Here is a 25,783-nt window from a genome sequence, read left to right on the forward strand (position 1 = left end):
CCTCCGCAATGTCGGTGGCGTTCCAAGGGTAAGCGCGCTGGAAGCCCGCCCATCGTATAAATTCCGAACGCCTGCTGACTATCGTCCATTGCGCTCAAATCCGGTCGATGCCCGTAGATGACGGAAGTGTGACGGATGACGAGAGTACTAAACCCGTCGATGCGAGGCGCTTCTTTTGAGCCGTCAACAGTCGAAAAGCGGCCACTTGCCGTTGGCGGCGTGAATATCCCGGATGCCTGAAGGAAGTCGAAAAGCGGCCGCTGGCGCATTCGACACTGACATAGCATTGATGATACTCATGCATAGCGTCTTATCACCTCATACAGCCGGTCGCAGGATTTCGCGAGGTTTCTCTCCGGTGAGGTCGCGACACCCAACAAAAGTCCTGATCTCGCAGAGGCCGGCGACGCATACCAGGGTGACAACGGCGGGGGACCCAATCCGAACGCCAGCAATGCTCTTGCAATGGAGATGTCCGAGACGCCGTCGGGCAACCGCACGAGTACGGCCAAACCGGCAGTCGTTGTCTCGAAAGCGCGCTGCTCGAGGCATTTGAGCAACGCGTCGCGTTGAGCGGCATAAAGGCGCTTCATCCGTCTCAGATGGCGCATGTAGTGTCCGTCGCGCATGAACTGCGCCGTCGCGAGTTGCACAGACAACCAAGGCGCCGGAGCCAGGCATGCTGCCACTTCCGCGAACCGGGATACAAGCGGCAAGGGGGCGACAACGAATCCCAATCGCAGTGCAGGACTGATCGTTTTGCTGAAGGAGCCAATATGAATGACGCGCTGGCCGCGATCAAGCGACGCGAGCGCCGGCGCGGCGCGTGCCGTCAGTTGCAGCTCGCTCAGATAGTCGTCTTCAAGGACCCATACTCCTTCTTTCGCAGCCCAGTCGAGAAGGCGCAGACGCCGTGCCAGCGAGAGGGTGGGACCGAGCGGTGCCTGCTGCCCGGGAGTGACGACAACGAGATCGGTATTCGGCGCATGTCGGAGGCCGTAATCGATATTGAGCCCTTCCGCATCGACCGGTATCGGCGAAAGTGACATACCCGCGAGTTCCAACCCGTGTCGGGTGAATGGAAAACCCGGGTTCTCCACCCACGCCCTTTTGCCCTCGAGGCCCAGTACACGTAGTGTCAGTCCGAGCCCGCCGCTAAACCCGCTCGTGATAATGATCTGGGCGGGTGAGCACGTCACGCCGCGCGAAATAGCGAGGTAGGCAGCGATCTCGCGCCGCAGTTCCAGTTCGCCCCGGGGATCGGGATAAACGACTGAAGTGCTGGATTCCGCGCGCAGAGCGAATGACCGAACTTTTGTGAAAAGTCTGGCGGGTAGTGTTTCCTGTGCGGGCACGCCCATCTGGAAAATCGCCGGCCCTGCAGTGAGTTCCCCGTACACCTCCATGAACGACCCCGGATCAGGCCGTTCTTCCATCTGAACGGGCGCGGGCGGCCGATCCGCCACCCGCGTTCCCGTCGCCCGGGAAGCAATGATGAGTTGCGCGTCGGCAAGTCGGTCATAGGCCAGGCGCACCGTGCCCCGGGCAACGCCAAGTTGCGCTGCGAGGTCCAACCACGATGGCAGACGTGCTCCCGCCGCAAGTACGCCGCTCTCAATTGCGGTGCTGATTGCTTCGCGGATCTGCTCGGCCAATGGAGTCTTCGCAGACCGATCGAGTTGTATTTGCAGCGGCTTGGTCATCCGGTCATGGTACATAAAACATGTTCATTCCTGGTTCTTACTTGTGGCCCAGAGCGCAGTCACCATACAAGGGCCATACGGAGAAGCATCCTCATGAACATTCGATCTGTCCTCGCTGCTGCCTGCGCGGCCGTTGCTTTCACCATCTCAATGCCTGCTACTGCGCACGGGACGGGTGAAACCGTCACACCCAACTTCGAGCATGCCATCCCTAACATTCCTGGCAAGTCATTGTCCGCCGTGGTTGTCGACTATGCCCCTGGTGGAGCGTCGCCGTCACACGAGCACGCAAAGTCGGCCTTTATTTACGCCTATGTCGTCTCGGGTGCCATCGAGTCACAAGTGGACGACGGCCCGAAGCGAGTCTTTCACGCGGGGGAAAGCTTCTTCGAGCAGCCGGGTTCCCTTCATCGTGTGAGCCGTAACGCGAGCAAGACCCGGCCCGCGAAACTGCTGGCGGTGTTCGTGGTTGATTCCGACGACAAGACCCTGACTACACCCGTCAAGTAAATCAGGCACATCACGGAGTAAACACGTGAGCAAGCGTCTCGACTACAACCAGATTGCGTCCACGAACCAGATCCCCGGTCTTTCAACTCCATCCTCCACGTGCGCGCGTACGACCGCAACGCCGTCTTGAGAAGTTGCGGAACGGAGGCGCGATTCAGGACCCGTAGCTTGAAGCCCTGCGCCGATTCGCGATGGTCGCGATTGCACTGGCAGCCGCCGCGAAGGCGCTCGTGAACAGCAATGTGATGGCGGGCGGCATCGTACATGCCGTCCGCCATGACTCATCCTCGCGACGCAAAGCGGATATCAGCGCGGCACAGACGAGACGGACTGGCGTAGGGCCGTAGCCCGATTAGTTCCCCGCGCCCGGCCGACGCCTGAAAGCGGTCGGGTCCATGCCGTGCATTGCGTGGAACGCCTGCGAGAAGTTGCTTCGACTCGTGAATCCGACCATCCTCGCGACCTCAGCGACGGGGCGCGTGGTCGTCGCCAGCAATTCGGCCGCTTTTCGTAGCCGCACGAGCTTCAACATGCTCATCGGCGGCTGCCCGAATGCCTTCATGAACTGGGCGGCAAACGCAGAACGGCTCATGCCGGCGATATCGGCTAACCGCTCCACGGTCCACGGCGATGACGCTCGCTCAAAGATTGCTTCGAGCGCCCCTGCGAGCCGCTTGTCGGCAAAGCCCGCAGCCCAAGGCAGCTCTATTCCCCCGGCGTCGATCTGCCGCCGCATCACCATAATCAGGCACTGCTTGAGCAGTGCTTCCACCAGTGCACGCGAGCCGAGCCCCGGCTGCGCGCATTCTGCCAGCAACATGATGAACTGGTTCTTCAAACCCGACTGCCCGTCGAACTGTGCGATCAGCGGCCGACGCATCGCGCTGAATGGGTCCGTGCCGTGATTCGTGTCGAGCTTCAATTCACCGCATGCCGTGGCGATGCCGCCCGCGCCTTCACCCGCCTGGATTGTCGGCACGGTTTCTCGCGAAGGCCAGTCTGTGAGACGTCCGTGGTTCGTTTCGTTGCTGGGCGACGGACTGCCGCTTTCGATCGCGTAAGCGATGCCAGGCGGTAACAGCACAAAACTGTGCGAACTCAGCGCGACGCGCTCGCCCGTTTGCGTCACGAGTGCGCCTCTGCCTTCCATGCAGTAGTGAAGGGTTGCCGTGGCGCAGGCGTCGAAGCGGGCGCTCCAGCCGTCGCGAATGTCGCACAGGGTGAAATTCGCCACGCCGATGTCCAGTGCGGCAAGGAAGCGTTCGAGGACGGGAAGCTCAAAGATAGCGCGACTAGTCATGGACGAATTCGAACCAAATCGAGACCAAATAGAACGGGCACCTCTCTACTATAAGCATGCAGGCCAATGATTACAGGAGAACCCCATGTTCGATATGAAGCATCTTAGCCGACTCAAGAAGCTGGACGAAAACGCACCGGAAGCGATGAAAACCTTCTGGGCATTTGACAAGGCGGTCTTTGAAGAAGGCGCGTTGAGTGTGCAACAGAAGCAGCTTATTGCCGTCGCCGTCGCATTGACGACGCAGTGTCCCTACTGCATTGAACTGCACACAAAAGCTGCGCGCGACGCAGGCGCCAGCGAAGCGCAACTCTCGGAAGCCGCGCTCGTGGCGGCGGCCATTCGTGCGGGCGGCGCCATCACGCACGCTTCACATTTGTTCCGGGGTTAGGCCCGGTAATGTGCGGCGGCCTGGTCATCCGGTCATGGTACATAAAAAATGTTCATTCCTGGTTCTTACTTGTGGCCCAGAGCGCAGCCACAATACAAGGGCCATCAGGAAACATCCTCATGAACATTCGATCTGTCCTTTCCCGCTGCGCACAGGACCGGTGAAACCGTCACGCCCAACTTCGGGCATGCCATCCTCAACATTCCTGGCATGCCATTGTCCTTCGTCATGCGGAGCGGCCATTCGCCTGTTCTCGTCGAACTGGCTTAGCCTCATGTCTCACAGATCGACAACTGCGCTTACTGCCTCGACATCCATACGCGCGATCTGCTGAAGAAAGGTCGAAAAGCTGGCGGTGTTACAAGCATGGGCGGAAGCCGCCGTTCTGTTTGACGAACGTGTGAGCGTGCCGCCCTCGCGTGAGTCGAGTCGGTCATTCGTGTCACGCAGACTGATATTAACGATTTGGACTACGAAGTATCTGTTGCAGCGTTCTATGAGCGGGAAATCGTGGATCTGACGGTCGCGATCAACCAGATGAACGCTTATAACAGTACGGCAATCAGCTTCCGGAACATCCGCGCTTGCCGAAGTACCGCGGGCCGGCTGCAAGAGACTCATCCGTTCAGCAACCAGCAGAAGCAGAGGAGACAACGTCGCCGAACACCTTGAACGAAAGCAGGTCCTCATAGAGCGAAAGCACTCTTGTACCTCAACTTATCCCTTCACGCATAGGAATCACCATGAGCAGTGGAACCACCATGACTAACGCCGTCATCGAATGCATCCTGAGCCGAAGCGCCGCGAAGTACTACGACCCTGCCGCCACCTTGAGCGACGACCAGATCCGCGAACTGGTGCAAATCGGCACCTCCGCGCCGACATCCTTCCACCTGCAGAACTGGCGCTTCATCGCCGTACGCACGCCGGAAGCTAAAGCTCGGCTAAGTCCGATCGCGTGGAATCAACCCGCGATCACCGAAGCAGCCGTTACCTTCATCGTCTGTGGCCAGTTGGCCGATTCCAGCGTAATACCGGAGCGCCTCGCTCCGCTGGTGGAAGCGGGCGTCATGCCGGCAACGATGGTGCCGGAGTGGGAAATCCCGGCACGCGATCTGTACATGGATTACCCGCAGCGCCAGCGCGACGAGGCGGTACGCACCGGCACCTTCGGCGCGGCGGCGATGATCTATGCGGCCCGCTCGCTGGGCCTGGGTTCGACGCCGATGATCGGTTTCGATGCCGAAGCGGTGCACCGCGAGTTCGGACTGGCCAAAGACGAAGTACCCGTCATGCTGCTGTCCGTAGGGACGGAGCGTCCGGGAAACTGGGCGCAGAAGCCGCGCCGTCCCGTGGCCGATGTGCTGGATCTGGTATAGGCGCGTCGCCGCAGCAGTGATCGCGCCAACCGGTTAAACGGCTACCAGGTGAGAGGCAACCACAAGCCACCTCCGACTTGAAGCTTTACCAGCTACGACCGAACACCTCGGCACGAAGTAAGCCGAGCGACGGTGCCCACATGGGCTTTCTCTCCAATTTGTGAAACCAGTAACTTAAGGAAACCAGGATGCCACGAACTGCAGTTCTAAAGCCGGACCAGGTGCCGGCCGATTCGAAGCCGACTCTCGATGCCTTCACCAAAAACATCGGGTTCACCCCAAATATGATGGCGAGCTTCGCGCAGAGCCCGATCGCGTTCAACTCATGGGCCACTCTGCTCGGCTCCTTGAGCAAGGCGCTCGACGTGAAGACGCGTGACAGCATCGGTCTCGCTGTCTCCGAAGTGAATGGCTGCAACTACTGCCTGACGGTTCACAGCTTTACGGCCAAGCATATGGCCCAGTTGCCGGCCGATGAAATCATTCTCGCCCGGAAGGGCCATGCCAGCGACCCGAAGCGCGACGCCGCCGTCCAGTTTGCGCGCAAAGTCATCGAGACCCGCGGCCAGGTCACTGACGCCGATCTGAAAGCCGTCCGCGACGCCGGCTACACGGATGCGAACATCATGGAGATCGTCGCGCTGGTGGCCATGTACTCCCTGACGAACTTTTTCAATAACGTGTTCGATCCCGAGAAGGACTTTCCCGCCGTTACGCCGGCTGGCTCGATCTGAACTCTATCCGGTCGCATGGACCATCTCCGGGGCCTGGGAGGTTGATGTGATGCAGGCCTGACGCCAAAGCCCGGATGCGCCCAGGAGAGTTTTTGGGGAACGTGTTCGGGCATTTTGTACGCGCCGACAAGGTTAGGACACTTTCACACCAGATCAGGATTCCACTGTGACGGAATCGCCGGGCGCGGTACGACGGCGGCCTTGTCGAGGAAAGTCGCCGTGCCGCCCGGCGACGCGCAGATCCGCCGCATCAGGCTCGACCACTCACCGGCGCAGGCCAAAAACGGTTGATTCAGGTTTGTGCGAAACCTGAATCAACGCGTCTACATTTGCTTGGGTCCGAAGACGTCAGTTCGATCGGGATTGAAGCTGAACCATATTTTCCTGGGTAGAGCATGGACAAGTCACAGAAGGTTGTTGTCGTCACCGGCGCGTCACAAGGCATCGGCGCTGAAGTCGTCAAGGCATTCCGAAAGCTCGATTACCGCATTGTCGCAACCTCGCGTTCGATCAAGCAGTCGGACGACGAGAACATCCTGAACATCGCCGGTGACATCGGCGATCCCACAACCGCCCAACGTGTCATTTCCGAAGGCGTCGCACGATTTGGCCGGATCGATACGCTGGTGAACAACGCCGGCATCTACATCGGAAAGCCTTTCACCGAACACACCGCCGAAGACTACGCCGCCGTGATGAATGTGAACATGGCGGGCTTCTATCACATCACGCAACTCGCGATCGCCGAGATGGAAAAGCATTCGAGTGGCCATGTGGTGAGCGTCACGGCCAGCATAGACCACGCTGCAATCAGCGGGATCTACTCGGTCCTGGCGGCTTTGACGAAGGGCGGCCTCAACGCGGCCACGAAGTCACTGGCGATCGAGTACGCCAGGAAGGGCATTCGCGTGAACGCCGTCGCTCCTGGGATCATAAAGACGCCGATGCACGCGCCTGAAACTCACGAAGCGCTGGGAGCTTTCCACCCTATCGGACGCATGGGTGAAACAAGCGACATTGCTAACGCCATCCTCTTTCTCGACTCGGCACCGTTCATCACTGGAGAGATCCTGCACGTCGATGGCGGGCAAAGTGCTGGTCGCTGAGATGCGCCATCACTGATCGATGGAATCACCAAGGAGGGAGAAAGTGACATTCAATCATCCAGTTTTCACGCGCTGGCCGGCGCAGTACCCCGATCGGCTCCAGCTCTTTTCCCTGCCGACGCCTAACGGAGTGAAGATCGGCATCATGCTGGAAGAGTCGGGCCTCGCCTATGAGCCGCACCGCATCGACATCCTGGCGAACGAGAACCACGATCCGGCCTTCGTCGCGCTCAACCCCAATGGCAAGATTCCAGCGATCTACGATCCCAATGGGCCTAGCGGCCGGCCGCTGGCGTTGTTCGAATCGGGAGCGATCCTGATCTATCTCGCCGACAAGACGGGGCAGTTCCTCTCCACTGATCCCAACACGCGCAATGAAACGATCCAGTGGCTGATGTGGCAGATGGGCGGTGTCGGGCCGATGTTCGGCCAGGTCGGCTTCTTCAACAAATTCGCCGGCAAGGACTATGAAGACAAGCGGCCGCGCGACCGATACGTGAGTGAGTCGGCGCGGCTGCTCGGTGTGCTCGACTCGCGGCTGGCGATCCGCGACTGGGTAATGGACGACGGCTACAGCATCGCCGACATCTCGCTGCTCGGCTGGGTGCGCAATCTGATCGGCTTCTATGAGGCGCGCGAGATCGTCGGTTTCGACCGCTTCACGCATGTTCAGCGCTGGTTCGACCGCGGTCTCGCGCGGCCGGCGGCGCAGCGCGGGCTGGAGGTGACAGCGGCTTAAAAAGGGATGCCGCCAGCAGACACGTTCGGCTTTTCGGACGTGAACCCTTTCTTGTTCACCGCATGGGTCGATCGAATGGAGCGCGTTCACTGTACGCGCAGGGTTCGGATTGGGCGTGCGGGAGGGAATGCGCGGTACGCGTCGGCAAGTGTGCCGAACGTCGATCCGAACCACCGGCGAGCGATCCACGCGGCGCGATGAGATTCCGGCTCATGCGATGAAATTCGCGCCGACGAACATACGTCTATCGACGTCGGCTTCATCGTGACTTCCCGCGGCGACTGCGCCGATGGCGCAGAATACTTCTGAAAAGGTGAATCTATGACCTGTCGAAATGAGGACAATATCGTTCGACGCGCACTGATTGCTCTTTTGGCACCGAAGCCGTTTGCGTCGGAGGCGGAGACCACTTCGAACACGCACATCCGCAAAAAGAAGTATCGCCAAAGCGGTCGCGCTGCAACCAGGACATGTGAGCCTGTCGTTGCCGAACCGGTCCCCGCTCGCATTTCCATTGTCGAACGGCTGTCATCGGAAACGGTGAGCGTATTCTGGAGCGACGCGACGTTGGGCCGCTCTGAACAGGCATGGCGACTGGGACGTGCGCGTATCGATTCGTATTGCCTGTTGACTGGCAAACGGATTCGATATGGCGACAAAGTCTTTCGACCTCTGACGCATCAAGGCTCTCTCGCTCACGAATACAATCGGATGATCCTTGCTTGCGTCGTGAATGATTTTTGCTGCGCCGGTGTGTTGCCTCGACAGGCATCAGGCGCGGCCTAGCGTTGCGCAACCAGACGAAAGGATACAGTGAATTGCGTTGCGTTCCCGCGCCACGATGGCCTTCGGCTGACGGCCGGGAACCGCTGCCACCGGAAACCATTGGCGCGCGGCGAAGCGCCTCCTTTACCGATGAGACTGGCTATCTGGCTCGCAGGCCGAATGCACGAAACAGCTCCGTCACCAGACGCTGCGCCTGGGCCTGACTGTTGATGTTCGTGAATCCCATCAACAGGCCGCGACGCCCGGGCGAGCCGTTGCGCCATGTCGTCAGCGCACGCACGGCGAAGCCTGCGTCGCGCGCCCGGCTGGCGAGAACGACGTCGTCGAGATCTTCGCGCACGTCGACCAGCAGATGCATGCCGCCGTCCTGCAGATGAACGACAAAGCCATCTGCCGCATAAGGCGCGAGCGATTCGGCAAGCATCGCGCGCCGCCGTGCGTAAAGCGTCCGCATTCGCTTGATATGCCGGGAAAAGTGGCCTTCGGCGATGAAATCGGCGACCACCGCCTGCATGAGTTCGGGACAACCGCCATGCACGGTACGTCTGCACGCCAGTTCGAATTGCGGCACGAGGTTCGGCGCGACGACCACATATGACAATCGAAGTCCTGGGAACAACACCTTGCTGAGTGAGCCGAAATAAATCACGCGACCGCATGCGTCCATGCTTTTCAAAGCGGGCAACGGATGGCCGCGATAACGATATTCACCGTCATAATCGTCCTCGACGATCCATGCATCGTGCGCGTCCGCCCAATCGAGAAGTTCGACGCGCCGTTGCAGCGGCATGGCAACACCCGTTGGGCTCTGATGCGATGGCGTCACGACAGCAAGCCTTGCGTTCTTGAATCGCTTTCGCCCAAAACCGACGTCGAGGCCATGTTCGTCGACGGGCACGTTGCAGACTCGTAGACCCATGCGCTTTAGCGTTTGCGCGGTGGGCGGATAGCCCGGATGTTCGATCCACGCGCTCTCGCGTGCCAGCCCAAGTGCGTCGACGATTAGCGCAAGGCTCGCGGTGTAGGCCGGGACGACGAAGACCTGCGCGGCGTGCGCGTCGATGCCGCGAGAGCGGTGCAGATAAGCCGCCAGCGCCTCGCGCAACGGCATGTATCCCGCGGGGGGCGGCTTGTTCAGCGATCCCACCTTGCGTGCCTGCCGCGCCGTCAACCTCGCCCAGAGCTTCCTCGGAAATTCGTCGAGCGCCGGCAGGCCCATCTGCAACGGCGCGGGATTGCCGCCTTCCGTTTCGATGACCGCTTCGGGCACTGACAACGGGCGTGCGGCGACGGGCGCTTTCTTCGCGTGAGCGGGTTTGGCGGGAGCCGTGTGCTCCGAAACGAATGTCCCTGCAGGACCTCGGGCAACGAGGTAGCCCTCTCCGAGCAGGCGGTCGTAGGCGACCTGCACCGTGCCACGCGCGACACCAAGCTCGGTAGCGAGCGCTCGCAACGACGACACCTTCTGGCCGGGGCTCAGCTGCCCCTGTTCGATCATCGAGCGAAAGCGCGCGTAGATCTGCTCGTGAATGGGCGCCGCCGCGCGGGCCATTGGCTGGGTCATGGCCTGGTCCAAAGCAAAGAAAATGTCCCTGTTAGCTATGTCACCGAACGACGACACTGAAGCCTACACCAACCTTCGTTCATTGGCATCATGACAGACGCCCCGATTCTCCGACATGCCGAAACAGACGCCGACGTGATGGCGTGTTTCGGCGTCATGCAGCAATTGCGTCCGCATTTGCAATCATCCGAAGACTTGCTCGCCCGTGTCGCGTCGCAACGCGCACAGGGTTATCGGCTGCTTGCCGTTTGGGAAGGCGGCAAGCCCGTGGCGCTCGCAGGCTATCGACGCATCGACAACCTGATTCACGGCCGTTTCATCTATGTCGACGATCTGATCACGGATGCGGCGGGGCGCGGCCGCGGGCATGGCGAGCGCTTGCTGGAAGAATTGCGCACGCTTGGCCGCGCGGACAACTGCAACCGGATGGTGCTCGACACGGCGCTCGCCAATGCACTGGCGCAACGTTTCTATTTCCGCTTTGGCTTGTTGGCCCGCGGTCTTCACTTCAGCATGGATCTGCAATGAACAGTCTCAAGTTGCTGCAACTCGATTGCAGCCCACGGCGCGAGAACTCGACGAGCCGGCATTTCACCCATCATTTGCTGCCCGCAATGGCTGAGCGTCTCGGGCGAGACATCCAGGTCAACCGGCGCGACCTTGGTGCCGAGCCGCTGCCGCCGATCACGGCCGAGTACGCGGAGTCGCTGGTGTTGCCCATTGCCGAAGCGAAGGCGCGGTTCGGTCCGGCACTCGCGCTTTCAGACCAGTTGATCCAGGAGCTCGATGATGCAGACGTACTCTGGATCTCGGCGCCCGTACACAACTTCACGGTGCCCGCCGTGCTGAAGAACTGGATCGATCTCGTGGTTCGTCGCGACGTGACTTTCAAGACGACGGAGAACGGCAAGGTCGGCCTGTTGCGCGACAGGCCGACATTCGTCGCGGTGACTTCCGGCGGCGCCATGTTCCGCGAGCCGACGCTACAGCCCGACTTCTTCCGTCCGTATCTGAAAGCGGCGCTCGGCGTGATCGGATTCAAGGACATCACGTTCGTACACGCCACGGGCCTCGCATTTGCGGACGAACCGCTTTCCGTCGTGGAGGCGAAGGCGGGGCAGTGGCTACGCGAGGCGTCGTTCGGACAAACCATTCCTTCTATCGTTTAACTCATGGTTTAACCCATCGCTTCGGGAGCGCATCTCCTGCCTCGCGGACGCTCACTCGGAACGTGACGCCGAATACCAGGCGGTGCGAGAGCACTTCAGTGACGCTGAAATCGTCGAGTTGACGTGAGCCATGGCAGTGATCAATGCGTGGAATCCTGTGGCGGTGGCATGCATCCAGCCGGTTGATGCAAACCCATTCGACTGATAATGCGCGGCATGCGAAGATCGGCGCGCGGTTCATGCCGCGTGCCTTAAACTCACGCCGAATCGAGCGTAATCCTGGTCAGGTGAAAGGCCCGCCTTAACTCGAACCCAAGGCGTTCATACAACCCGATCGCGGCTCGATTGTCACTGCGTACATGCAGGAACACCGTATCCCCGCGTGCCTCGATATCCCTGCGCAGGACATTCACGAGTCGACCTGCCAGGCCCTTGCCGCGATACTCGTTATGCACGCAAACCGCGCTTATCTCGACGTAACCATCGATGTGCATGCGCTCACCCGCCATCGCTATGAGCTGTCCTCGCTCGCGGATTCCGATGTAGTTGCCCGTCTCGTGCGTGCGTCTGGAGAAAGGACCAGGCTTGGTCATTGTTGCGAGGTCGAGCATATCCTGGGCATCGAGGTGGCTCAGGCGGAGCACCGCCGCATCATGCGTGCTGTCGGGCACGCGAATCGCGGCCACCATTTGATGGAGTATGCCAACCTGCTCGGCTTGCAGTCCCTGGACCGGTTCTATGGGATCGGGTGTCATCAACCTCGCCTGCTCGCCGGGCTGCAGAAGCTCGCGAAGCTCCCGCCAGGCCGTCGCAGTGTCCGACACGACGGCTGCGAACGGAGCCATTTCCGGATGATAGCGACGCGCAAACGAACCGCCTTGCCGGAGATGCCCGTGTCGGGTCGCCAAGGCCGACCAGATGGGGGTGTCCAGGATATGTTGAGACGGGTAATTCATATCGATTCCTTGTGCGTGCGTTAAGTGTTTGAGGATGCCGCTAAGCCGCGCTGATCAGCGTGCCGGGCAGGAGGAGCAGCTCCGGCGGCAGCTCAATGGTCAGCAAATTTCCCGGCAGGGAAAATTACTCTGAGTCCGCTCACCACTCGGGCGCCTTCGCTCGTCAAACGGGTTTCGTTGACGAGTAATGTATGTGCCGCGTCCCCGCTGTACCATTGCGGTAAATGTCAACTTTGATAGCGTTTACGCCATGAAGCTGAGCGTCCTAGCCCTCGATAACGTGTTCGATACCGGCCTTACTGCGGTACTGAACGCCTTCAACACCGCGAACGAGCTGGCGGCGCTGCAAGATCCGCACGCGCGGCCTTTCGATCTTTGTGTGGTGGGAATGAAGCGTCAGGTGCGCACGGCGCTCGGGATGCGGATGTCGGTAGAGGCGGCGAGCGCAGCCGACGGGTCCGATTGGGTCATTGTGCCTGGGCTGAGCACGAAGCAGCCCGAGGAGTTGGTGCTGGCCTTGGGGCGGCGCGACGTCGTCGACGCCATGGCCCGATTGCATGCCTGGCATGCCGGTGGCTCGCGCATTGCGGCGTCATGCATCGGCACGTTCGTGCTGGCGGAATCGCGACTGCTGCAGGACCACGATGCCACGACGACATGGTGGCTTAGCCCCCTGTTCCGCCAGCGCTATCCGGACGTACGTCTCGACGAATCGAGAATGCTGGTTCCCTCGGGCGATTTCGTTACAGCGGGAGCCGCAATGGGGCATCTCGACCTCGCACTGTGGTTGATACGTCAGTCGAGCCCCGAGCTTTCCGCTCTTGTCGCACGTTATATGCTTGTAGACAGACGGCCATCGCAGGCGCCGTACATGATCCCGGAGCATCTGGCGCGCGCTGATCCACTTGTCGAACGGTTTGAGCGCTGGGCCCGTTCGCGGCTCGCGCAAGGCTTTTCGCTGGAAGCAGCGGCCGACGCTCTGGCGACGAGCAAGCGAACCCTGCAGCGTCGTATCGAGTCGGTGCTTGGCAAATCGCCTCTGTCGTACTTCCAGGATTTGCGCGTCGAGCGTGCGCTTCACCTGATTCGAACAACTCACCTGGATATCGAGGCGATCGCTGCTGAGGTTGGCTACGCCGATGGCGTGACGCTGCGTACACTGCTTCGCAGACGCCTCGGACGAGGCGTGCGTGAATTGCGCCGCGATGCGCGCTGATCGTCAGTAAGCGGGCAACCGTGAGCCACGTCAACTCGACATTGCGTTTGCGCCGCGCCCCAGACGACGACTCGACCGGGTCCGTTTGAAGTGCCCGGAGATGCAGATCGTCAGTAGCACTGCTGGCGACCTGTCGCCAAGGTCCGTGAGGATGCTCTTGCGCCACGCTTCGTTAAGAGTCCCCTCGATCGGACAGGTGCCGTTGTTTGTGTGGAGCCCTATTCTGGTCGTTGAGCTTTCCCGGATCGGCAACGGCACACGGCAAGACATCGTCCGGCCGTTCGAGCTTCTTCCCGGAACTCGGCTTATCCGGCTTCGGGAACACTGCGCGTGCCATCACACAGGAGCGACGCGCTACAAACCAGGGGACCCTATGATTCATCGTTCGCGTGGCGGTGTCACGAGCTACCAGTCGATCTTCAAGGACGCACTGTTCGAAGGCCAGGTCATTATCGTGACGGGTGGCGGCAGCGGCATCGGGCGTTGCACGGCACATGAACTGGCGGCACTCGGTGCACGAGTTGTGATCGTTGGTCGCAATCCAGAGAAGCTCGAACAGGTAAAGGCAGAGATTGAGGCCGCGGACGGCCTCGTGTCGTCGTATGTTTGTGACATTCGCGACGATGCCGCCGTGATCGCCACCATCGAGTCCGTGCTGGCTGCCCATGGCCGCATCGATGCGCTTGTCAACAACGCCGGGGGACAGTTTTGGGCGCACCTGAAGGCCATTCCGACGAAAGGCTTCGAAGCGGTAGTGCGTAACAATCTGGTGGGCGGGTTCATTTTCATGCGCGAGGTGTACAACCGCTGGATGGAAAAGCACGGCGGCGCGATCGTCAACATTACAGCGGACATGTGGAACGGGTTGCCCGGCGTCGCACATTCCGGAGCGGCGCGCGCCGCCATGCATTCCCTGACCGAGAGCGCCGCATGCGAATGGGCGGTTTCAGGTGTCCGGGTAAACAGCGTGGCGCCTGGGCTTATCGCGTCGAGCGGATTCGACAACTATTCTGGCGAGGCAGCTGAAACGCTTCTGAACTACACAAAGACAATACCGGCGCAGCGCTATGGAACCGTGTCGGAACTCTCGGCGGCAATCGTATTCCTTCTTTCGCCCGCGGCGTCCTTCATCACTGGCACCTGCATTCGTGTAGACGGTGGCGCACCGAACGCACGCAGGTCGTGGAGGTTGCAGGAGCACAAAAACAGCGTGCCCTTCGAAGGATTCCACCTCGACTCTACGCCGAGCCTCCTGAAAAAAGACGAGGCGCAGTGAGTGACTGTCTGACGGCCTTCGAAAGGAGGGCCGTCACGTCGCGGGCCGTGATAGGCCCGGTCTGTGCCAATGGGTCGTTTTCTGCCCGGCCGATCTTACAGTGCCCTCAGTTCGTACATGACCCCGAGGAGTCCCTCGGCGTTCACGTCCGTCTGTTGCGGGACGTGGCGGCAACCGGCGAGCTGCGGGTGGCCACTCACCTGCCGTTCCCATCCGTCGGCCGGGTGGCGGTCATCGGCGACGTCTTTCGTTGGGTGCCGGTCTTCTGGGACTACTGACCGCTTGTTGGGTCAGGACCGAACCAGGGCGTGTGCTCATAGCGGTAATGAGTCCACGCTCTAGCTCGACCATCTGAAATGCGATAGATGTGAAGTGCACGCGGTGAAGGATGTCCGCGATGAGTCCGATTGCTGCTCCAGACGCGGCCAAAGAATCAATGGATCTTTCGAGGCTTCATCGCATAAGTTTCCCGAAGCAACTCGACGATGCAACGAGCCTCGCCGCAATCGGCTTGATTTGCTTACTTCTCGAACGCCGAGAACCGCGCATCGGCCTGGTTGCCGAGTAAAAAATTCCTGTTCCCCGCCGAACATTGATTCGCTCTGCCATTAGCGATACCTTTACACCTATCCTGGTCGTCGAATTCTGGTCAACGAGAGGAGAACCGTTTCGTGAAGAGAGCGTTGGCTTTCTCCTGCATTGTCACCTTGAGCGCGATCCTCGGCGGATGCGGCAAGGATGGATCGCGAAACGTCACTGAGGCATCGGGCGCATCCGCGAGCCAGGCGCCGGGTCAGCCAGCGCAGGGCGCGAGCGGTACACCCGCCGCATCAGGCGCACAAGGGACGGGCGCACTGGGCGCCGTCACCAGGACACAGTTGCCTGGGGAAGCAGCCGAAACACTTCGGCTGATCAAAGCGGGCGGCCCTTTCCCTTTTAGCGAGGACGGCGTCTTGTTCCGTAACAGTGCGCTTTTGCTGCCGAAGCAGCCGCGCGGCTATTACCACACATACACAGTCCGCACGCCTGGCTCGACGGATCGCGGGCAGCGCCGGATCGTATGTGGTGGCCCGCGCAGGCAGACCGGCGACTGCTACTACACCGACGATTACTACGCCAGTTTCAAACGCATCGCAGATTGAATTGAGCCACTGAAAACGCCCCGGGGCGTCTATAAAGGAGACGTTGGGGCGTTATGTTCTCAGAGACCGTACCGCGATGGCACGATCCGTGGCAGAGGTAACGGCGACTGTCTTCTGCCGCTTCTTCCCACTCGTATTCGATCGACCCGCCACATACCGCGTCTCGTCGGTGCGACAACACGCGTTATTCGTGCTGGGGAATGCGACCGCGTTGCCTTCGACAATCGCGCACTGCGCTTGCTTCGAGTCCGATCGCCGGCGGCGTCGAATACGCGCGCTGCGCGAGCGGCGCGTAATCCAATGGCGTCATTGTGCCCTCGCCTCGCCATCGCATTGACAAAGGCGTCCGCCCATATAGACAGATCGCGTCGAAGCGGAAACGGCCGATCGATTCGAGCGTGCCGCGCAGATTTGCGAGAGAACGCCTACGAGGCGAGTGGCGATCAGGCGCATATCCGGAAGGCCGCGTGCAAGGCGTGCGCCGACGACATTCCAGCTATCTCGGCATCCGCAGCAAAGGCAGATGAGGCATGAGGGAAAACTACCGAACTACGATCGAGGATTGTCCGGCAGCCGAGCGTCCAAGCGACTTTGTCGCCGCTGACGGTCTCTTCGGAACGGACCCAATCCGCGCCGCATTCCGGGCAGAAAAATGGCTGGATGCGACGCCCAATAGGTTCGCGCGCGAAACCCTGTGTATCAAGGTGCGAGTACGAGCCAGAGAAGCTCGGATCGCTGTACATCGGAAGACAACGCGCGCAGAGCTGCGTGAGATCGAAGGCCGTGATGGTCCCCTATCGTTCGGAGGAGTCGTAGCATGAGCGCGATCATTAGCCCTTGCGGACAATACCGCTACCTCCTGAAGCGTCACGCCGAGTCGATGTCGCCTACGAAGTCGGCTGCGCTGTTTGTGATGCTGAACCCGAGCACGGCCGATGCGACGCTCGACGATCCGACCATTCGTCGCTGCCGCTGCTTCGCAAAGCTGTGGGACTGCAATGGTCTCGCCGTGGCAAATCTCTACGCGCTGCGCTCGACTGATCCTGCCGCGCTCTGGTCGCATCCCGATCCCGTCGGCCCAGATAACGACGACTACCTGCGGAACTTCGCGCGCGAGTGCGGCGACGTGGTTTGCGCGTGGGGTTCGAATGCAAAGCCGGAGCGCGCCGCACACGTCGCCAGCATCCTGACTGACGCCGGTGCTCGATTGTGGTGCCTCGGCACGACTAGCGACGGCTCGCCACGTCACCCGCTTTATGTGCGCTCAGATCAGCGGCTTGTCGAATGGTGTCCGGTCGAGGCATCCCGTCAGCGAGGAGATAGGGCGCGAGTCCACACCCACGATCTTCAGGAGTCGAGATTTTGAATAACGGTCGACGCGGTGCAATCCCAAGGAAACTACACCCACGTCCTGCGCAATGCTCTCAAGTTTCTCCATGGGAGAGAGGCGGTCGTATTCGGGCCATCTTTCGGCAAACACGATCGGTCCGACGTAGTTGCAACACGCCTCGACGGAGAACGCATACAGCAGAAGACAACTCATGAAGACCCATGTAGTCCCGGACGGATCTTCATTGGCCTTGTCTCGCAGCTCATTATCGCTGCGCCAAAGTTCTGCGTACGTATGGACCTCGCGTTCGCGTGTCTTTGTGACAGTCGTCCCTTCGTCTTATTCATGGCACTGTCCGGTCGAAATGGAGGAACGGTTACGAAGCATGTTGCTTCCACGGATTTTGCGGCGAGTTCGAACCGCGCTATTCATTGGAGCAGCACAACGTGTAATCGAAACAACGAGAAAACACTGGGGGTATCGAATGACCGATACGTTTCCGCGCGACCGCCCCATCATAGCTCGTGCGGTGATCGATGGACGCTACCAGGTCGTCGACCCGGTGCGCCCACAAATGGCCACAGGACACGCTCAATCGTGACGAGCGGGATATCCGCGATGGATTCCTGCTGATCGATCCTGGAAAGACGAAGAAGAAGCTTAGGTTGGAAGTGACGGGCGAACTGAAGACCGTGATCGACCGCATCAAGGCTCGCATAGCGACTTACAAGGTGGTCAGCGCAGCTCTGGAGATCACCGAAACCGGTCAGCGCATGACGCTACGTACACGCTCAGTACCCGTTCAAGACAGCCCGGGAAGCGGCTGGAATTCCATCTGAGGAGTTCCAGTTCAGGCTTCTTCGGGCGAAGGCGAGAACGGACAAGACGGATTCGACTGGCGACATCAGGCAGGCCCAGAAGCAGCTCTGACGCGGCTCGATCAGCATGACCGAACACTATGTTCGTAAGCGCCCCGGCGACAAGGTCGGACCGACCCGATAGGAGGAATTGCGGAGCGGAGGGTTTTTCGCGGAACGAGAAATCCGGCGTGTAAAAGCCGGAATCGCTTGGTGAGCCGGGTGGGATTCGAACCCACGGTGTCCTTTCGGAGGCGGATTATGAGAGCGCCCGAAATTTCCCGTACCGGCCCTATGTTATTGATTTTCAAAGGCTCTGCCACGCGCCGGTCAACTCGCGGTTGGGCTCATATTGGGGGGATTCGGGGGATATCCGGTGTGCTGTGGGCACACTTTGGGCGCACTTGCCGCCGCTTGCATCGCTGCGTAGCGGCACGTTGCCGCCCTTCCTGCTCTTTCCGCCAATTTTCATACGCAGTTGGTGTCATAAATTGTCACGATGCCCGGTCGCGCCCCGGTTCCGTGCTACGTATATACCCCGCCCAGCAAACAACGACAGGAAGCCAAATGCAACGCTGTGGGAGAGTAGGTGTCGTATAACGCGCTTCATGTGCCGCTCGATATTGGCACGTGGCAATGCAAGCTTGTACCCGCCAGGGAGTTCTACAGCCTCTCTGGTGGATATGTGGACCGCTTTGCCGACTGGGACACGCGTCGTGAACGGGAGCGCGAAATCGAAGACGACAAGCGCACCTTCGACCGGCATTTCCGCCCCGGTTACGATTTCCGAAGAACGATTGCCCCGGATATCGACGCGATCCGATCATTCCTGAGAGATCATCTGAACGTCGTTCATTGGGATGCCGACCGATAACGAGGGTATCGAGCGGGCTCTCAAACAGGCCGCCCGCAAAGGAATGCTTGTGCCGGTCATCAACCGTGACTGGCGGTCGCTTCCGATGACGTTCCGGCCTACTCCCGCGCCGCTGCGCTGGCCGCCGACATCAGGCGGTGGCGGGTTCGGCCGCGGTGGCGGAACGATGTGGGCCGCCTTCAGGAACGCGGGGCCGGGGCCTTTGATTTGGGATGGTGAACCGGTCCTGAGAGGGCCATACGATCCCTCTACCGTAGAGGCTCAGTTGAAAGCTGCGCGCGCCGCGTTGAGTGCGGGCAGCAGCGACGATGGCGGTAGCCTGTCCAGCGTAGTGGAAGCCGTGGCCGGATCGGTACTCGGCGGCGATTCAGATACGGATGATGACGATGGCGACGGCACACCCGACATGGCTGAGAGCCTCGCGGACGACGTCGGTACAGATGACGACGCATCGACGCCGCTCGGCGATGGGCAGCCGTTCGAGTACGGGCCGGACGCGGCAAGCGACGAAGCGGAGAGCGTTGCGGCGCGCGGCGTGAGCGAAGTGCACGAGGCCGAGTGCTACGCCGAATATGAGGTGGATATGGAACAATGCCAGGTCGCGAGCGCGATGTATAAAGACTCCCGTACTTATGCGCTTTGCACACAACGGGCATTCGAGAAATACCAGCAATGCAGAGGATACTGAGATGACGAAGCCTCCACGCGCAAGCATCGTTTTTTATGACGAAGAGACACAACAACTCAAGATGTGCACGGTGTTGCGCTCACGTGTTCAATCGACAATTGACCAGGCAATGGCTGTCACCATTCCACCCGACGCGGCAGAGCATTCCCGGGAGCCGATAACGGATGAAGACGCCCGCAAACTCGGCGGAATGCTGATGCTCATGCAAGGATTCTCCAATCCGGATTTACGCGAGCGGCTTCAATTCAAGACAGATACGCCTGTGGACTGGAACCCGCCGACACCACCGCGCGACTAAGCGCGAGCGCAACGAAAAAGCCGCCCCTTGCAAGGGCGGCTCGACTTGCCCGTTCATGCGCGCGCTTGCCGACGACAGGCGGACTATTCAAAGAGACCATCGGCTACTTCGCCACCGTTCGGTATAGCCTTGGGCTTTCGCGGTGGTAACGGGTACGGCTCGACGTGCATTGCTTCGGCCGGATAGAGTTGGAGAAAAGACCGCGCCTCGTCGGTCGAACTGCACGAGAGCCAGACGCCGTACTCGGTCGGCGGCACGACGACGACCGAGCGCTTTTCGTCAATTGGCTTGTGAAACCGCTTCATCAGCGGGCGCTCGTCTGAATTGACCGTCAGCATCGTAAATGTAAGCGACGGCGATCCGTCCGACTCTTTCCATTGCCGCCACAGTCCCGCAATCGCGAGGGGCGATCTGTCGGCCGTCCCGATACGCCACCGCACGGATTTTTCCGGGGTATTCCCACGACATTGGGGCGTCTACTTGCTCCTCGCTAATGGGGGTGAGAAATCATCGCCTCGCGAGGTCAGGCTCCCTACGCACCACGTCCGCTCAACCAAAACGCTGACCGGTTCTACGCGCTCGGCGCGAATGACATGCCCGTGCGCGTCCTACTCGGTATCGCTACCAATAATAGTCACAAGTCGTCGGCTGCCCCGGCGTTCCGCCCCCGCACACAAAGACGACCCCGCTCTGCAGCCGAACGGCAGCCGGTGTGGCGCGCGGTGTGGACATGCTTGCCGCCGCGGACCAAGTATTGGTTGCCGGGTCGTACAGCTCCGCCGAGGCAAGCGCGCCATTCAGCGTCGCGGCGGACCCGCCCATTACCAGGACCTTTCCACTCGGCAGGACGATGGCTGCGTGCCCCCACCGCGCCGACGCCAGGGTGCCGGCGGGAGACCACGTATTCGTAGCGGGGTCGTAGAGCTCCGCGCTCGAAAGCGGGGCGTTTGGATTTCCCGACGTCGCCTGTCCGCCCACGACCAGCACTCTTCCATCGGACAACAGTGTCGCCGTGTGGTTGTTGCGGGCAACCGCCAGACTCGCGGCCGGCGACCAGCTGTTCGCGACCGGATCATAGATTTCGGAGCTTGCGAGCGTGGTACTGGGAAGGGCAAGCCCACCGACAATGAGCACCTTCCCATTGCTCAGCAACGTGGCTGTATGCCAGAGTCTGGGTATTCCCATGAGCGCGACCGCCGACCAGGAATCGGTGGTCGGGTTGTACCGCTCTTCAGACGGCACGGCCGCCAGAGGAAAAGTGGCACCGCCAGCAACGAGTACGCTGTTGTCCGGCAGCAGCGTTGCGGTATGTCCGCTTCGTCCGGACAACATTGGCGCCGACGGTGTCGACCAACTGTTGGAAGTCGGATCGTACGTGGTACTGGATGCTACGTTTTGCGTATGGTTCTGACCACCGGCAACCAGGACTTTGCCGCTTGCCAACAGCGTGGAGTTGTGACCCACGCGCACGATCGGTGCGCCCGCCCCCGCCCAACTTTCCTGGACGGGGTCGTAAATTTCCGCGTCGCCGGCAAGTGCGTCGCCGCCCGAAGAAAGCACCTTTCCATTCGTTAATAGCGTCATCGGGAACACCGACAACTGTTTAAGCATGGTCCCCGCTGGCGCCCAGGCATTGCTTGTCACGTTCAGCGAGACAGTTTTCGATACCCCGCTAGAGGAGACACTGACGGATGCTGCACCAAGCGACACGCCGGTGACCAATCCGCCGGATACCGTTGCAATGGAGGGTGTGAGGGACGACCATGTTGCGTTGGTACCCAGTAGGGCCTTGCTGCCGTCGGAAAAAGTGCCGGTAGCCGTTAGGCGACGTGTTATCCCGACCCCCGTTGTGAAAGGATCCGGCGTGACGGAAATCGATTGCAATACAGCGGACGCCGGAGGCGGAGATCCTCCTCCCGACCCTGCATCATCGCCACCGCCACACGCACTCAGCAAGAGGGCGATCATGACTGTGATCTGCGGGCAAAACCGTTGCGCCGTGTTCAAAAGGGGAACTCTCATTTCTCTCTCGTGCCGCTTTTGGCTCTGGTGCTCTAAGGGCGATAGCGCATCACTGGCACATCGTTGCCAGCTCAATGTTAATGCACTCCTCCGTCGTCACCCCGGGACAGAGGCTGATGTCGGCAAAATGATAGCAGTGCTGGTAGCGCGGTGCCCGTTTAGCGCCCGACTACCTGTCGGGCGGATGAAATTGCTGCAATGCAACGCAAGAATTCGGCGGCCCTTCCCTCTGCTAGAATCACGCCCCTGCACAGTTTCAGGCGGGGAAGTGACGCCGACGATCGCCCGAAGTTAATCAGGAGACCGATGCGCTTGCGGCTTCGAGCTTCAGAGTGTCACTGCCGAAACGCGTGCGTGGGGCCGGCGCCAGGCAAATGGGCGGCACAAATTAAAAAGGACTTACGGCATGACACCGTAAGTCCTTTTGTCCATCTGGTCGGGGCGAGAGGATTTGAACCTCCGACCACCTGCACCCCATGCGGGCTTTCACTCGTCCGCGAAGCGCTCCATGATTGGCAAGCCGATAATACCGTCTAATGCCTGCATAAGTTTTGTGCATTCGAATCCCACACAAGTGCGAGTTGCATTGATTGATGTTAGACGGAAATCGCGAGTTCAAACGACTATATCGCGAGAACTTAATGGGGAAAAAACTTGACGCCGCGCGTCGAGAAATTTCATTGGCGGCAAATGCGATTAAGAAGATGGAAGCGTGTAGATCTCGGGCTTGTAATCGAAGTCTGTCCGCGGGAACAGGCTGAAAACGTCCCAACGAGCGTCATTCGGATTGGCTTCGTAGCTGGTGCACACGTCGACCTCCTTGAGCCGACATGATAGCCGGAGCCCTTGCACTATGCGGGCGGCTAGATTGCTGCATATCCAAACAGGCAACGTGCTTAAGTGCGACGCGCCCTTGGCATCGCTCGCCCCCACGGACAAACTGATAAAATCTTGCGTCAACGTACGTGCATCCATCCATGCCCATCCTGCCGCCTGGAACTCTGCTTCAACTCATGTACCTAAAAGACCGGCTTCGCCGGTTACGTCCAGGCCGCTTCGTCGAGATTGGCCCAGGCGCCGGACATATCTCGGCACTCCTCCTTGACGCCGGATGGTCCGGTGTTGCCTATGATCTGGAGGCGTCAACAGTCGCCGCCCTGGAAGCCCGGTTCCCAACGGAAATCGCATCGGGTCGATACAGACCAGTGCATGGTAACTGGCTGGAACTCGATAGTTCGGACAAGTTCGATCTCGTGCTGTCCTGCATGGTCCTTGAGCACTTTGACGACGCCGGGGAACGGATATTCATCGATGTTGCCCGGCGCAATCTTTCGCCCGATGGCACGATGATCACAATCGTTCCCGGCTCGCCCAAACACTGGGGAATCGAAGACGAAATCGCTGGGCATTTCCGACGCTACACATCGCGATCAGTGGCGGAATTATTCGCGGCTTCAGGCTGGCAAATCAAGCACGCAGCAGGCCTCACTTTTCCGGTTTCGAACGTTTTACTCCCTTTGTCGAACTTCTTGGTTCGACGAAGCGAGGCTCGAAAGCTTTCATTGAGCATGATCGAGCGCACGAAACAATCCGGCATTAGGAACGTGCCGATGAAAACCACATTTCCGACGATTCTTAAATTTTTACTGAATGAGCGAAGCCTGTTGCCGCTGCATTTACTGCAAAAGCTGTTCGTGAAATCGGATAGTGCACTTGTCTTGTACGTTGAAACTGAGCCGTTGCACAATCCAGTTCCGCATCGCGGTTAGGATTCGCGACGTCCCCGCCAGTCCTTGGCACTCGCAGCGGGAGTCCATTGAAAGCCGAGGTATTTTCGAATTGCGGGGTCGTCCGGGACAGTTTGTCCCGTACTTCGCAGCGCTGAGGGAATGTCAATCTGCTGCGCCAGAAACGGCAATCCAATCACGTGATTGACTGCGCGCCTTGCAGTCGCTACACGATTCGCACCTCCCCGGTGATAAAGCATCGCGTCTAGCACCAAGTACGAGCCGGCCGGCACCGCCAGTTGTTTTTCGCTTCTGCCGATGAATCCTTCGGTCGGAAACTCCTCAACATGATGAGTGCCCGGTAGGACGAAGGTCGCACCGTTTTCGAAAGTGAAATCGTCCACGCAAAGTAACGCATTGATGGCGATCGGCTTCGAACTGATCCAGTGCTGATACGGCAAATCTCTATGCCACTTACCCTGATTGTTATCTCGGTCAGGCCGGTTGATGATCCCGTTCTGTTGAGTCAGGACAAATTCGGTCCCGAAAATTCGCCGTGCCAGTTGCAGCAGTGGCTCTGAAGTCGCCACTCGCAGGAAGTCGGCATCATAAGACAGGACGCAGCGTACGACATCGGAATCCCCAATTCCTTTAAGGACGCTTTCCCCACCCATTTCCTCTACTTGCCGCTGATAGACCCCGTCCAATCGACTTTTCAGGCCATCGACGAAACCAGCGTCAAGGCCACTATCCAAGACGGTGTAGCCGTTAATTCGCAAGTCCGCGACCCTTTCGTCGTAAAGGTCGGCGGCAGGCAAGCGTTCCGTTACGCCATAGCTGAGTTGGTTTTTGTTTTGAGGCATCGGCTAGGTTCTAAGTTGCAGATTCAACGACACCATAAAGGATCAGTCATTCAAGCAGATCATATCGCATCACAACCAGCATATACACCACCCGTCCTGGTGCGCGATTGGCACGTTGGCTGTTGATGCCAAAGCTTGAAAATCAGTTATTCTCGATCGACTCCGAAGGGGGGCTGCGCCTCCAGGTCGCCACCTCTCTCACACGACCGCTCCTGCCCGCGCTGGTATATTTGCCGGACAATCGTATAAGGGCGCGCCTTAACCTCGACAAAAATCTTCGAAATATAAATACCTTGCACCCCAATAAAAGATATTATCAACCCAGAAAATAGCCATATGGAAGCCACGATCGAAGTATAACCGCTCGGCGGCGACGCGATAAAGAAATATCTAATGAAAAGGTACAAGATGTATAACGATGCGGAAATCGATATTAAAATCCCGCAATAGAATGTAAATACAAGCGGCAGGCTGCTGAATGAGGTCACCGCATTAACAAGATGACTGAATTTTCGCGAAATGGAATACGTAGTCGGACTGGTATCATGTTTACGCACCAACTGACTCGATTGTTTAAAACCCGTAATGATCCAGAGTCCGCCTATATTAAGCTCTCGCTCGCGATGCAACAGCAGCGCATCGAGGTATCGACGCGACATCAGGCGCGCAGTCACAATGTTGTTCGGCTGTCTTATCCCGGTCAACAGACGAAACAGTCGATAAAAAAGCGCGCCGGATATTCCCTCGAAAGCACCACCTTTGCGTTTCTCCTGAACACCATAGACGACGTCACTCGACTCGGCAGCCATCTGCTCGGCAAAGCGGAGCATCCATTCAGGTTCCTCCTCCAGATCACTATCGATCAGAAATACCCGTTCGCCCTTCGCGGCAGCCAATCCCGTCATCATGGCCTTGTGATGACCGAAGTTTCGCGAAAGATCGATCACCACAAGATGGGAATCCATTTCGCTAAGCCTGACGGCCACATCAAGGCTATCGTCGCGTGACCCGTCGTTCACAAGAATGATCTCGTAGTCCGTCCCCACCAACTGCCGGGCTGAAGCACTAGTGTTCTGTCTCAGAAGAAACTTTATGAAACGGGTGATGTCCTCTGATCGAGTTGACTTGCGGAATGGCCATGGGACGACCCGGC

General features: G+C 59.4%; 27 protein-coding genes, 1 tRNA gene and 2 pseudogenes. 20 read left to right on the forward strand and 10 right to left on the reverse strand.

From position 1 onward, the window contains the following. Positions 1–296 precede the first annotated feature (296 nt). Positions 297–1,655, reverse strand: a complete 1,359-nt coding sequence (gene pdxR / locus BN2476_RS25100; RefSeq protein WP_328590364.1) for a MocR-like pyridoxine biosynthesis transcription factor PdxR — start codon at positions 1,653–1,655, stop codon at positions 297–299. Between the two features lie 141 nt (positions 1,656–1,796). Between pdxR (BN2476_RS25100) and BN2476_RS25105 the strand changes: the two genes are divergently transcribed. Then, positions 1,797–2,213, forward strand: a complete 417-nt coding sequence (locus BN2476_RS25105; RefSeq protein ID WP_087736868.1) for a cupin domain-containing protein — start codon at positions 1,797–1,799, stop codon at positions 2,211–2,213. 352 nt (positions 2,214–2,565) lie between these two features. On the opposite strand, the gene BN2476_RS25110 is transcribed toward BN2476_RS25105, so the two are convergent. After that, positions 2,566–3,513, reverse strand: coding sequence for a helix-turn-helix domain-containing protein (locus tag BN2476_RS25110; protein WP_087736869.1), 948 nt, complete (start codon positions 3,511–3,513; stop codon positions 2,566–2,568). Between the two features lie 85 nt (positions 3,514–3,598). Between BN2476_RS25110 and BN2476_RS25115 the strand changes: the two genes are divergently transcribed. The 7 genes and pseudogenes from BN2476_RS25115 to BN2476_RS25140 all read left to right on the forward strand — a co-directional run bounded on the left by BN2476_RS25115 (position 3,599) and on the right by BN2476_RS25140 (position 8,648). After that, positions 3,599–3,904, forward strand: coding sequence for a carboxymuconolactone decarboxylase family protein (locus BN2476_RS25115; protein ID WP_087736870.1), 306 nt, complete (start codon positions 3,599–3,601; stop codon positions 3,902–3,904). Between the two features lie 210 nt (positions 3,905–4,114). Continuing rightward, positions 4,115–4,480: pseudogene (locus BN2476_RS45665) on the forward strand (carboxymuconolactone decarboxylase family protein); the annotation flags it as partial. 167 nt (positions 4,481–4,647) lie between these two features. After that, positions 4,648–5,283 carry a nitroreductase family protein gene (locus BN2476_RS25120; RefSeq protein ID WP_087736871.1) on the forward strand — a complete coding sequence of 212 codons (636 nt, stop codon included), beginning with the start codon at positions 4,648–4,650 and terminating at the stop codon, positions 5,281–5,283. Between the two features lie 188 nt (positions 5,284–5,471). Then, positions 5,472–6,017 (forward strand): carboxymuconolactone decarboxylase family protein, encoded by a 546-nt coding sequence (locus BN2476_RS25125; protein WP_087736872.1) that lies wholly within the window; start codon positions 5,472–5,474, stop codon positions 6,015–6,017. A gap of 395 nt (positions 6,018–6,412) precedes the next feature. Beyond that, on the forward strand, positions 6,413–7,123 hold the full coding sequence (locus BN2476_RS25130) for an SDR family NAD(P)-dependent oxidoreductase (RefSeq protein WP_087736873.1): 711 nt from the start codon (positions 6,413–6,415) through the stop codon (positions 7,121–7,123). 43 nt (positions 7,124–7,166) lie between these two features. After that, a complete protein-coding gene (locus BN2476_RS25135) occupies positions 7,167–7,862 on the forward strand; it encodes a glutathione S-transferase N-terminal domain-containing protein (protein ID WP_087736874.1) in 696 nt (231 codons plus the stop codon). A 321-nt stretch (positions 7,863–8,183) separates the two neighbouring features. Beyond that, positions 8,184–8,648, forward strand: coding sequence for a DUF3331 domain-containing protein (locus BN2476_RS25140; RefSeq protein ID WP_087736875.1), 465 nt, complete (start codon positions 8,184–8,186; stop codon positions 8,646–8,648). A gap of 139 nt (positions 8,649–8,787) precedes the next feature. Here the strand turns inward: BN2476_RS25140 and pdxR (BN2476_RS25145) are convergent, their stop codons facing one another. Continuing rightward, positions 8,788–10,212: a MocR-like pyridoxine biosynthesis transcription factor PdxR gene (gene pdxR / locus BN2476_RS25145; protein WP_087736876.1), complete on the reverse strand. Its 1,425-nt coding sequence runs from the start codon at positions 10,210–10,212 to the stop codon at positions 8,788–8,790. A gap of 90 nt (positions 10,213–10,302) precedes the next feature. Here pdxR (BN2476_RS25145) and BN2476_RS25150 point away from each other — a divergent pair, with 90 nt between their 5' ends. Beyond that, entirely contained in the window at positions 10,303–10,740 is a 438-nt protein-coding gene (locus BN2476_RS25150) for a GNAT family N-acetyltransferase (protein WP_087736877.1), read from the forward strand. Continuing rightward, positions 10,737–11,381: an FMN-dependent NADH-azoreductase gene (locus BN2476_RS25155; protein ID WP_087736878.1), complete on the forward strand. Its 645-nt coding sequence runs from the start codon at positions 10,737–10,739 to the stop codon at positions 11,379–11,381. The genes BN2476_RS25150 and BN2476_RS25155 overlap by 4 nt, the downstream gene beginning before the upstream one ends. A gap of 257 nt (positions 11,382–11,638) precedes the next feature. On the opposite strand, the gene BN2476_RS25160 is transcribed toward BN2476_RS25155, so the two are convergent. Beyond that, the gene (locus tag BN2476_RS25160; RefSeq protein ID WP_087736879.1) at positions 11,639–12,337 is read right to left on the reverse strand and encodes a GNAT family N-acetyltransferase; all 699 of its coding nucleotides are present in this window, start codon (positions 12,335–12,337) and stop codon (positions 11,639–11,641) included. Between the two features lie 250 nt (positions 12,338–12,587). Here BN2476_RS25160 and BN2476_RS25165 point away from each other — a divergent pair, with 250 nt between their 5' ends. The 6 genes from BN2476_RS25165 (at position 12,588) to BN2476_RS25195 (ending at position 18,140) form a co-directional block, all read left to right on the forward strand. Then, positions 12,588–13,553, forward strand: a complete 966-nt coding sequence (locus tag BN2476_RS25165; RefSeq protein WP_087736880.1) for a GlxA family transcriptional regulator — start codon at positions 12,588–12,590, stop codon at positions 13,551–13,553. A 373-nt stretch (positions 13,554–13,926) separates the two neighbouring features. Next, complete coding sequence (locus tag BN2476_RS25170) at positions 13,927–14,829, forward strand: SDR family oxidoreductase (protein WP_087736881.1); 903 nt, start codon at positions 13,927–13,929, stop codon at positions 14,827–14,829. A gap of 397 nt (positions 14,830–15,226) precedes the next feature. Next, positions 15,227–15,397: a hypothetical protein gene (locus BN2476_RS46565; protein ID WP_160111752.1), complete on the forward strand. Its 171-nt coding sequence runs from the start codon at positions 15,227–15,229 to the stop codon at positions 15,395–15,397. Positions 15,398–15,500: 103 nt separating this feature from the next. Next, a complete protein-coding gene (locus tag BN2476_RS25180; RefSeq protein WP_087736882.1) occupies positions 15,501–15,971 on the forward strand; it encodes a ribonuclease in 471 nt (156 codons plus the stop codon). An 817-nt stretch (positions 15,972–16,788) separates the two neighbouring features. Further along, complete coding sequence (locus tag BN2476_RS25190) at positions 16,789–17,337, forward strand: DUF1643 domain-containing protein (protein WP_087736884.1); 549 nt, start codon at positions 16,789–16,791, stop codon at positions 17,335–17,337. 500 nt (positions 17,338–17,837) lie between these two features. Beyond that, positions 17,838–18,140: a site-specific integrase gene (locus tag BN2476_RS25195; protein ID WP_235850952.1), complete on the forward strand. Its 303-nt coding sequence runs from the start codon at positions 17,838–17,840 to the stop codon at positions 18,138–18,140. Between the two features lie 229 nt (positions 18,141–18,369). Here BN2476_RS25195 and BN2476_RS46570 read toward each other — a convergent pair. Continuing rightward, positions 18,370–18,451, reverse strand: a tRNA-Ser gene (locus BN2476_RS46570). A gap of 317 nt (positions 18,452–18,768) precedes the next feature. Here BN2476_RS46570 and BN2476_RS48415 point away from each other — a divergent pair. From BN2476_RS48415 to BN2476_RS25205, 3 genes are read left to right on the forward strand one after another with little or no spacing between them, the layout of a single operon-like run. Next, complete coding sequence (locus BN2476_RS48415) at positions 18,769–19,032, forward strand: hypothetical protein (RefSeq protein ID WP_235850953.1); 264 nt, start codon at positions 18,769–18,771, stop codon at positions 19,030–19,032. Continuing rightward, positions 19,019–19,720, forward strand: coding sequence for a hypothetical protein (locus tag BN2476_RS25200; RefSeq protein ID WP_235850954.1), 702 nt, complete (start codon positions 19,019–19,021; stop codon positions 19,718–19,720). The genes BN2476_RS48415 and BN2476_RS25200 overlap by 14 nt, the downstream gene beginning before the upstream one ends. Before the next feature lies 1 nt (position 19,721). Next, positions 19,722–20,018: a hypothetical protein gene (locus tag BN2476_RS25205; RefSeq protein ID WP_087736885.1), complete on the forward strand. Its 297-nt coding sequence runs from the start codon at positions 19,722–19,724 to the stop codon at positions 20,016–20,018. An 83-nt stretch (positions 20,019–20,101) separates the two neighbouring features. Here the strand turns inward: BN2476_RS25205 and BN2476_RS25210 are convergent, their stop codons facing one another. The 3 genes and pseudogenes from BN2476_RS25210 to BN2476_RS49735 all read right to left on the reverse strand — a co-directional run. Further along, positions 20,102–20,458: an SOS response-associated peptidase family protein gene (locus BN2476_RS25210; protein WP_087736886.1), complete on the reverse strand. Its 357-nt coding sequence runs from the start codon at positions 20,456–20,458 to the stop codon at positions 20,102–20,104. 181 nt (positions 20,459–20,639) lie between these two features. Continuing rightward, positions 20,640–21,629, reverse strand: a complete 990-nt coding sequence (locus BN2476_RS25215; protein ID WP_235850955.1) for a Kelch repeat-containing protein — start codon at positions 21,627–21,629, stop codon at positions 20,640–20,642. A 48-nt stretch (positions 21,630–21,677) separates the two neighbouring features. After that, a pseudogene (locus tag BN2476_RS49735) lies at positions 21,678–22,040 on the reverse strand (Ig-like domain-containing protein); the annotation flags it as partial. A gap of 977 nt (positions 22,041–23,017) precedes the next feature. Here BN2476_RS49735 and BN2476_RS25230 point away from each other — a divergent pair. Next, entirely contained in the window at positions 23,018–23,809 is a 792-nt protein-coding gene (locus tag BN2476_RS25230; RefSeq protein ID WP_087736889.1) for a class I SAM-dependent methyltransferase, read from the forward strand. On the opposite strand, the gene BN2476_RS25235 is transcribed toward BN2476_RS25230, so the two are convergent. After that, a complete protein-coding gene (locus tag BN2476_RS25235; RefSeq protein WP_087736890.1) occupies positions 23,806–24,630 on the reverse strand; it encodes a phytanoyl-CoA dioxygenase family protein in 825 nt (274 codons plus the stop codon). The genes BN2476_RS25230 and BN2476_RS25235 overlap by 4 nt on opposite strands. Before the next feature lie 146 nt (positions 24,631–24,776). Next, the coding region (locus BN2476_RS25240) for a glycosyltransferase family 2 protein (protein WP_328590365.1) at positions 24,777–25,783 on the reverse strand (1,007 nt) is incomplete at its 5' end.

The sequence above is a fragment of the Paraburkholderia piptadeniae genome (assembly GCF_900007165.1).
Taxonomy (GTDB): Bacteria; Pseudomonadota; Gammaproteobacteria; order Burkholderiales; family Burkholderiaceae; genus Paraburkholderia; species Paraburkholderia piptadeniae.

Bases quoted from the DNA above. Each gene is read 5' to 3' on its own strand.
- BN2476_RS25105 (WP_087736868.1), top strand. From the start codon at position 1,797: ATGAACATTCGATCTGTCCTCGCTGCTGCCTGCGCGGCCGTTGCTTTC.
- BN2476_RS25110 (WP_087736869.1), bottom strand. From the start codon at position 3,513: ATGACTAGTCGCGCTATCTTTGAGCTTCCCGTCCTCGAACGCTTCCTT.
- BN2476_RS25115 (WP_087736870.1), top strand. From the start codon at position 3,599: ATGTTCGATATGAAGCATCTTAGCCGACTCAAGAAGCTGGACGAAAAC.
- BN2476_RS25120 (WP_087736871.1), top strand. From the start codon at position 4,648: ATGAGCAGTGGAACCACCATGACTAACGCCGTCATCGAATGCATCCTG.
- BN2476_RS25125 (WP_087736872.1), top strand. From the start codon at position 5,472: ATGCCACGAACTGCAGTTCTAAAGCCGGACCAGGTGCCGGCCGATTCG.
- BN2476_RS25130 (WP_087736873.1), top strand. From the start codon at position 6,413: ATGGACAAGTCACAGAAGGTTGTTGTCGTCACCGGCGCGTCACAAGGC.
- BN2476_RS25140 (WP_087736875.1), top strand. From the start codon at position 8,184: ATGACCTGTCGAAATGAGGACAATATCGTTCGACGCGCACTGATTGCT.
- pdxR (WP_087736876.1), bottom strand. From the start codon at position 10,212: ATGACCCAGCCAATGGCCCGCGCGGCGGCGCCCATTCACGAGCAGATC.
- BN2476_RS25150 (WP_087736877.1), top strand. From the start codon at position 10,303: ATGACAGACGCCCCGATTCTCCGACATGCCGAAACAGACGCCGACGTG.
- BN2476_RS25155 (WP_087736878.1), top strand. From the start codon at position 10,737: ATGAACAGTCTCAAGTTGCTGCAACTCGATTGCAGCCCACGGCGCGAG.
- BN2476_RS25160 (WP_087736879.1), bottom strand. From the start codon at position 12,337: ATGAATTACCCGTCTCAACATATCCTGGACACCCCCATCTGGTCGGCC.
- BN2476_RS25165 (WP_087736880.1), top strand. From the start codon at position 12,588: ATGAAGCTGAGCGTCCTAGCCCTCGATAACGTGTTCGATACCGGCCTT.
- BN2476_RS25170 (WP_087736881.1), top strand. From the start codon at position 13,927: ATGATTCATCGTTCGCGTGGCGGTGTCACGAGCTACCAGTCGATCTTC.
- BN2476_RS46565 (WP_160111752.1), top strand. From the start codon at position 15,227: ATGAGTCCGATTGCTGCTCCAGACGCGGCCAAAGAATCAATGGATCTT.
- BN2476_RS25190 (WP_087736884.1), top strand. From the start codon at position 16,789: ATGAGCGCGATCATTAGCCCTTGCGGACAATACCGCTACCTCCTGAAG.
- BN2476_RS25195 (WP_235850952.1), top strand. From the start codon at position 17,838: ATGGACGCTACCAGGTCGTCGACCCGGTGCGCCCACAAATGGCCACAG.
- BN2476_RS25200 (WP_235850954.1), top strand. From the start codon at position 19,019: ATGCCGACCGATAACGAGGGTATCGAGCGGGCTCTCAAACAGGCCGCC.
- BN2476_RS25205 (WP_087736885.1), top strand. From the start codon at position 19,722: ATGACGAAGCCTCCACGCGCAAGCATCGTTTTTTATGACGAAGAGACA.
- BN2476_RS25215 (WP_235850955.1), bottom strand. From the start codon at position 21,629: ATGCTTAAACAGTTGTCGGTGTTCCCGATGACGCTATTAACGAATGGA.
- BN2476_RS25230 (WP_087736889.1), top strand. From the start codon at position 23,018: ATGCCCATCCTGCCGCCTGGAACTCTGCTTCAACTCATGTACCTAAAA.
- BN2476_RS25235 (WP_087736890.1), bottom strand. From the start codon at position 24,630: ATGCCTCAAAACAAAAACCAACTCAGCTATGGCGTAACGGAACGCTTG.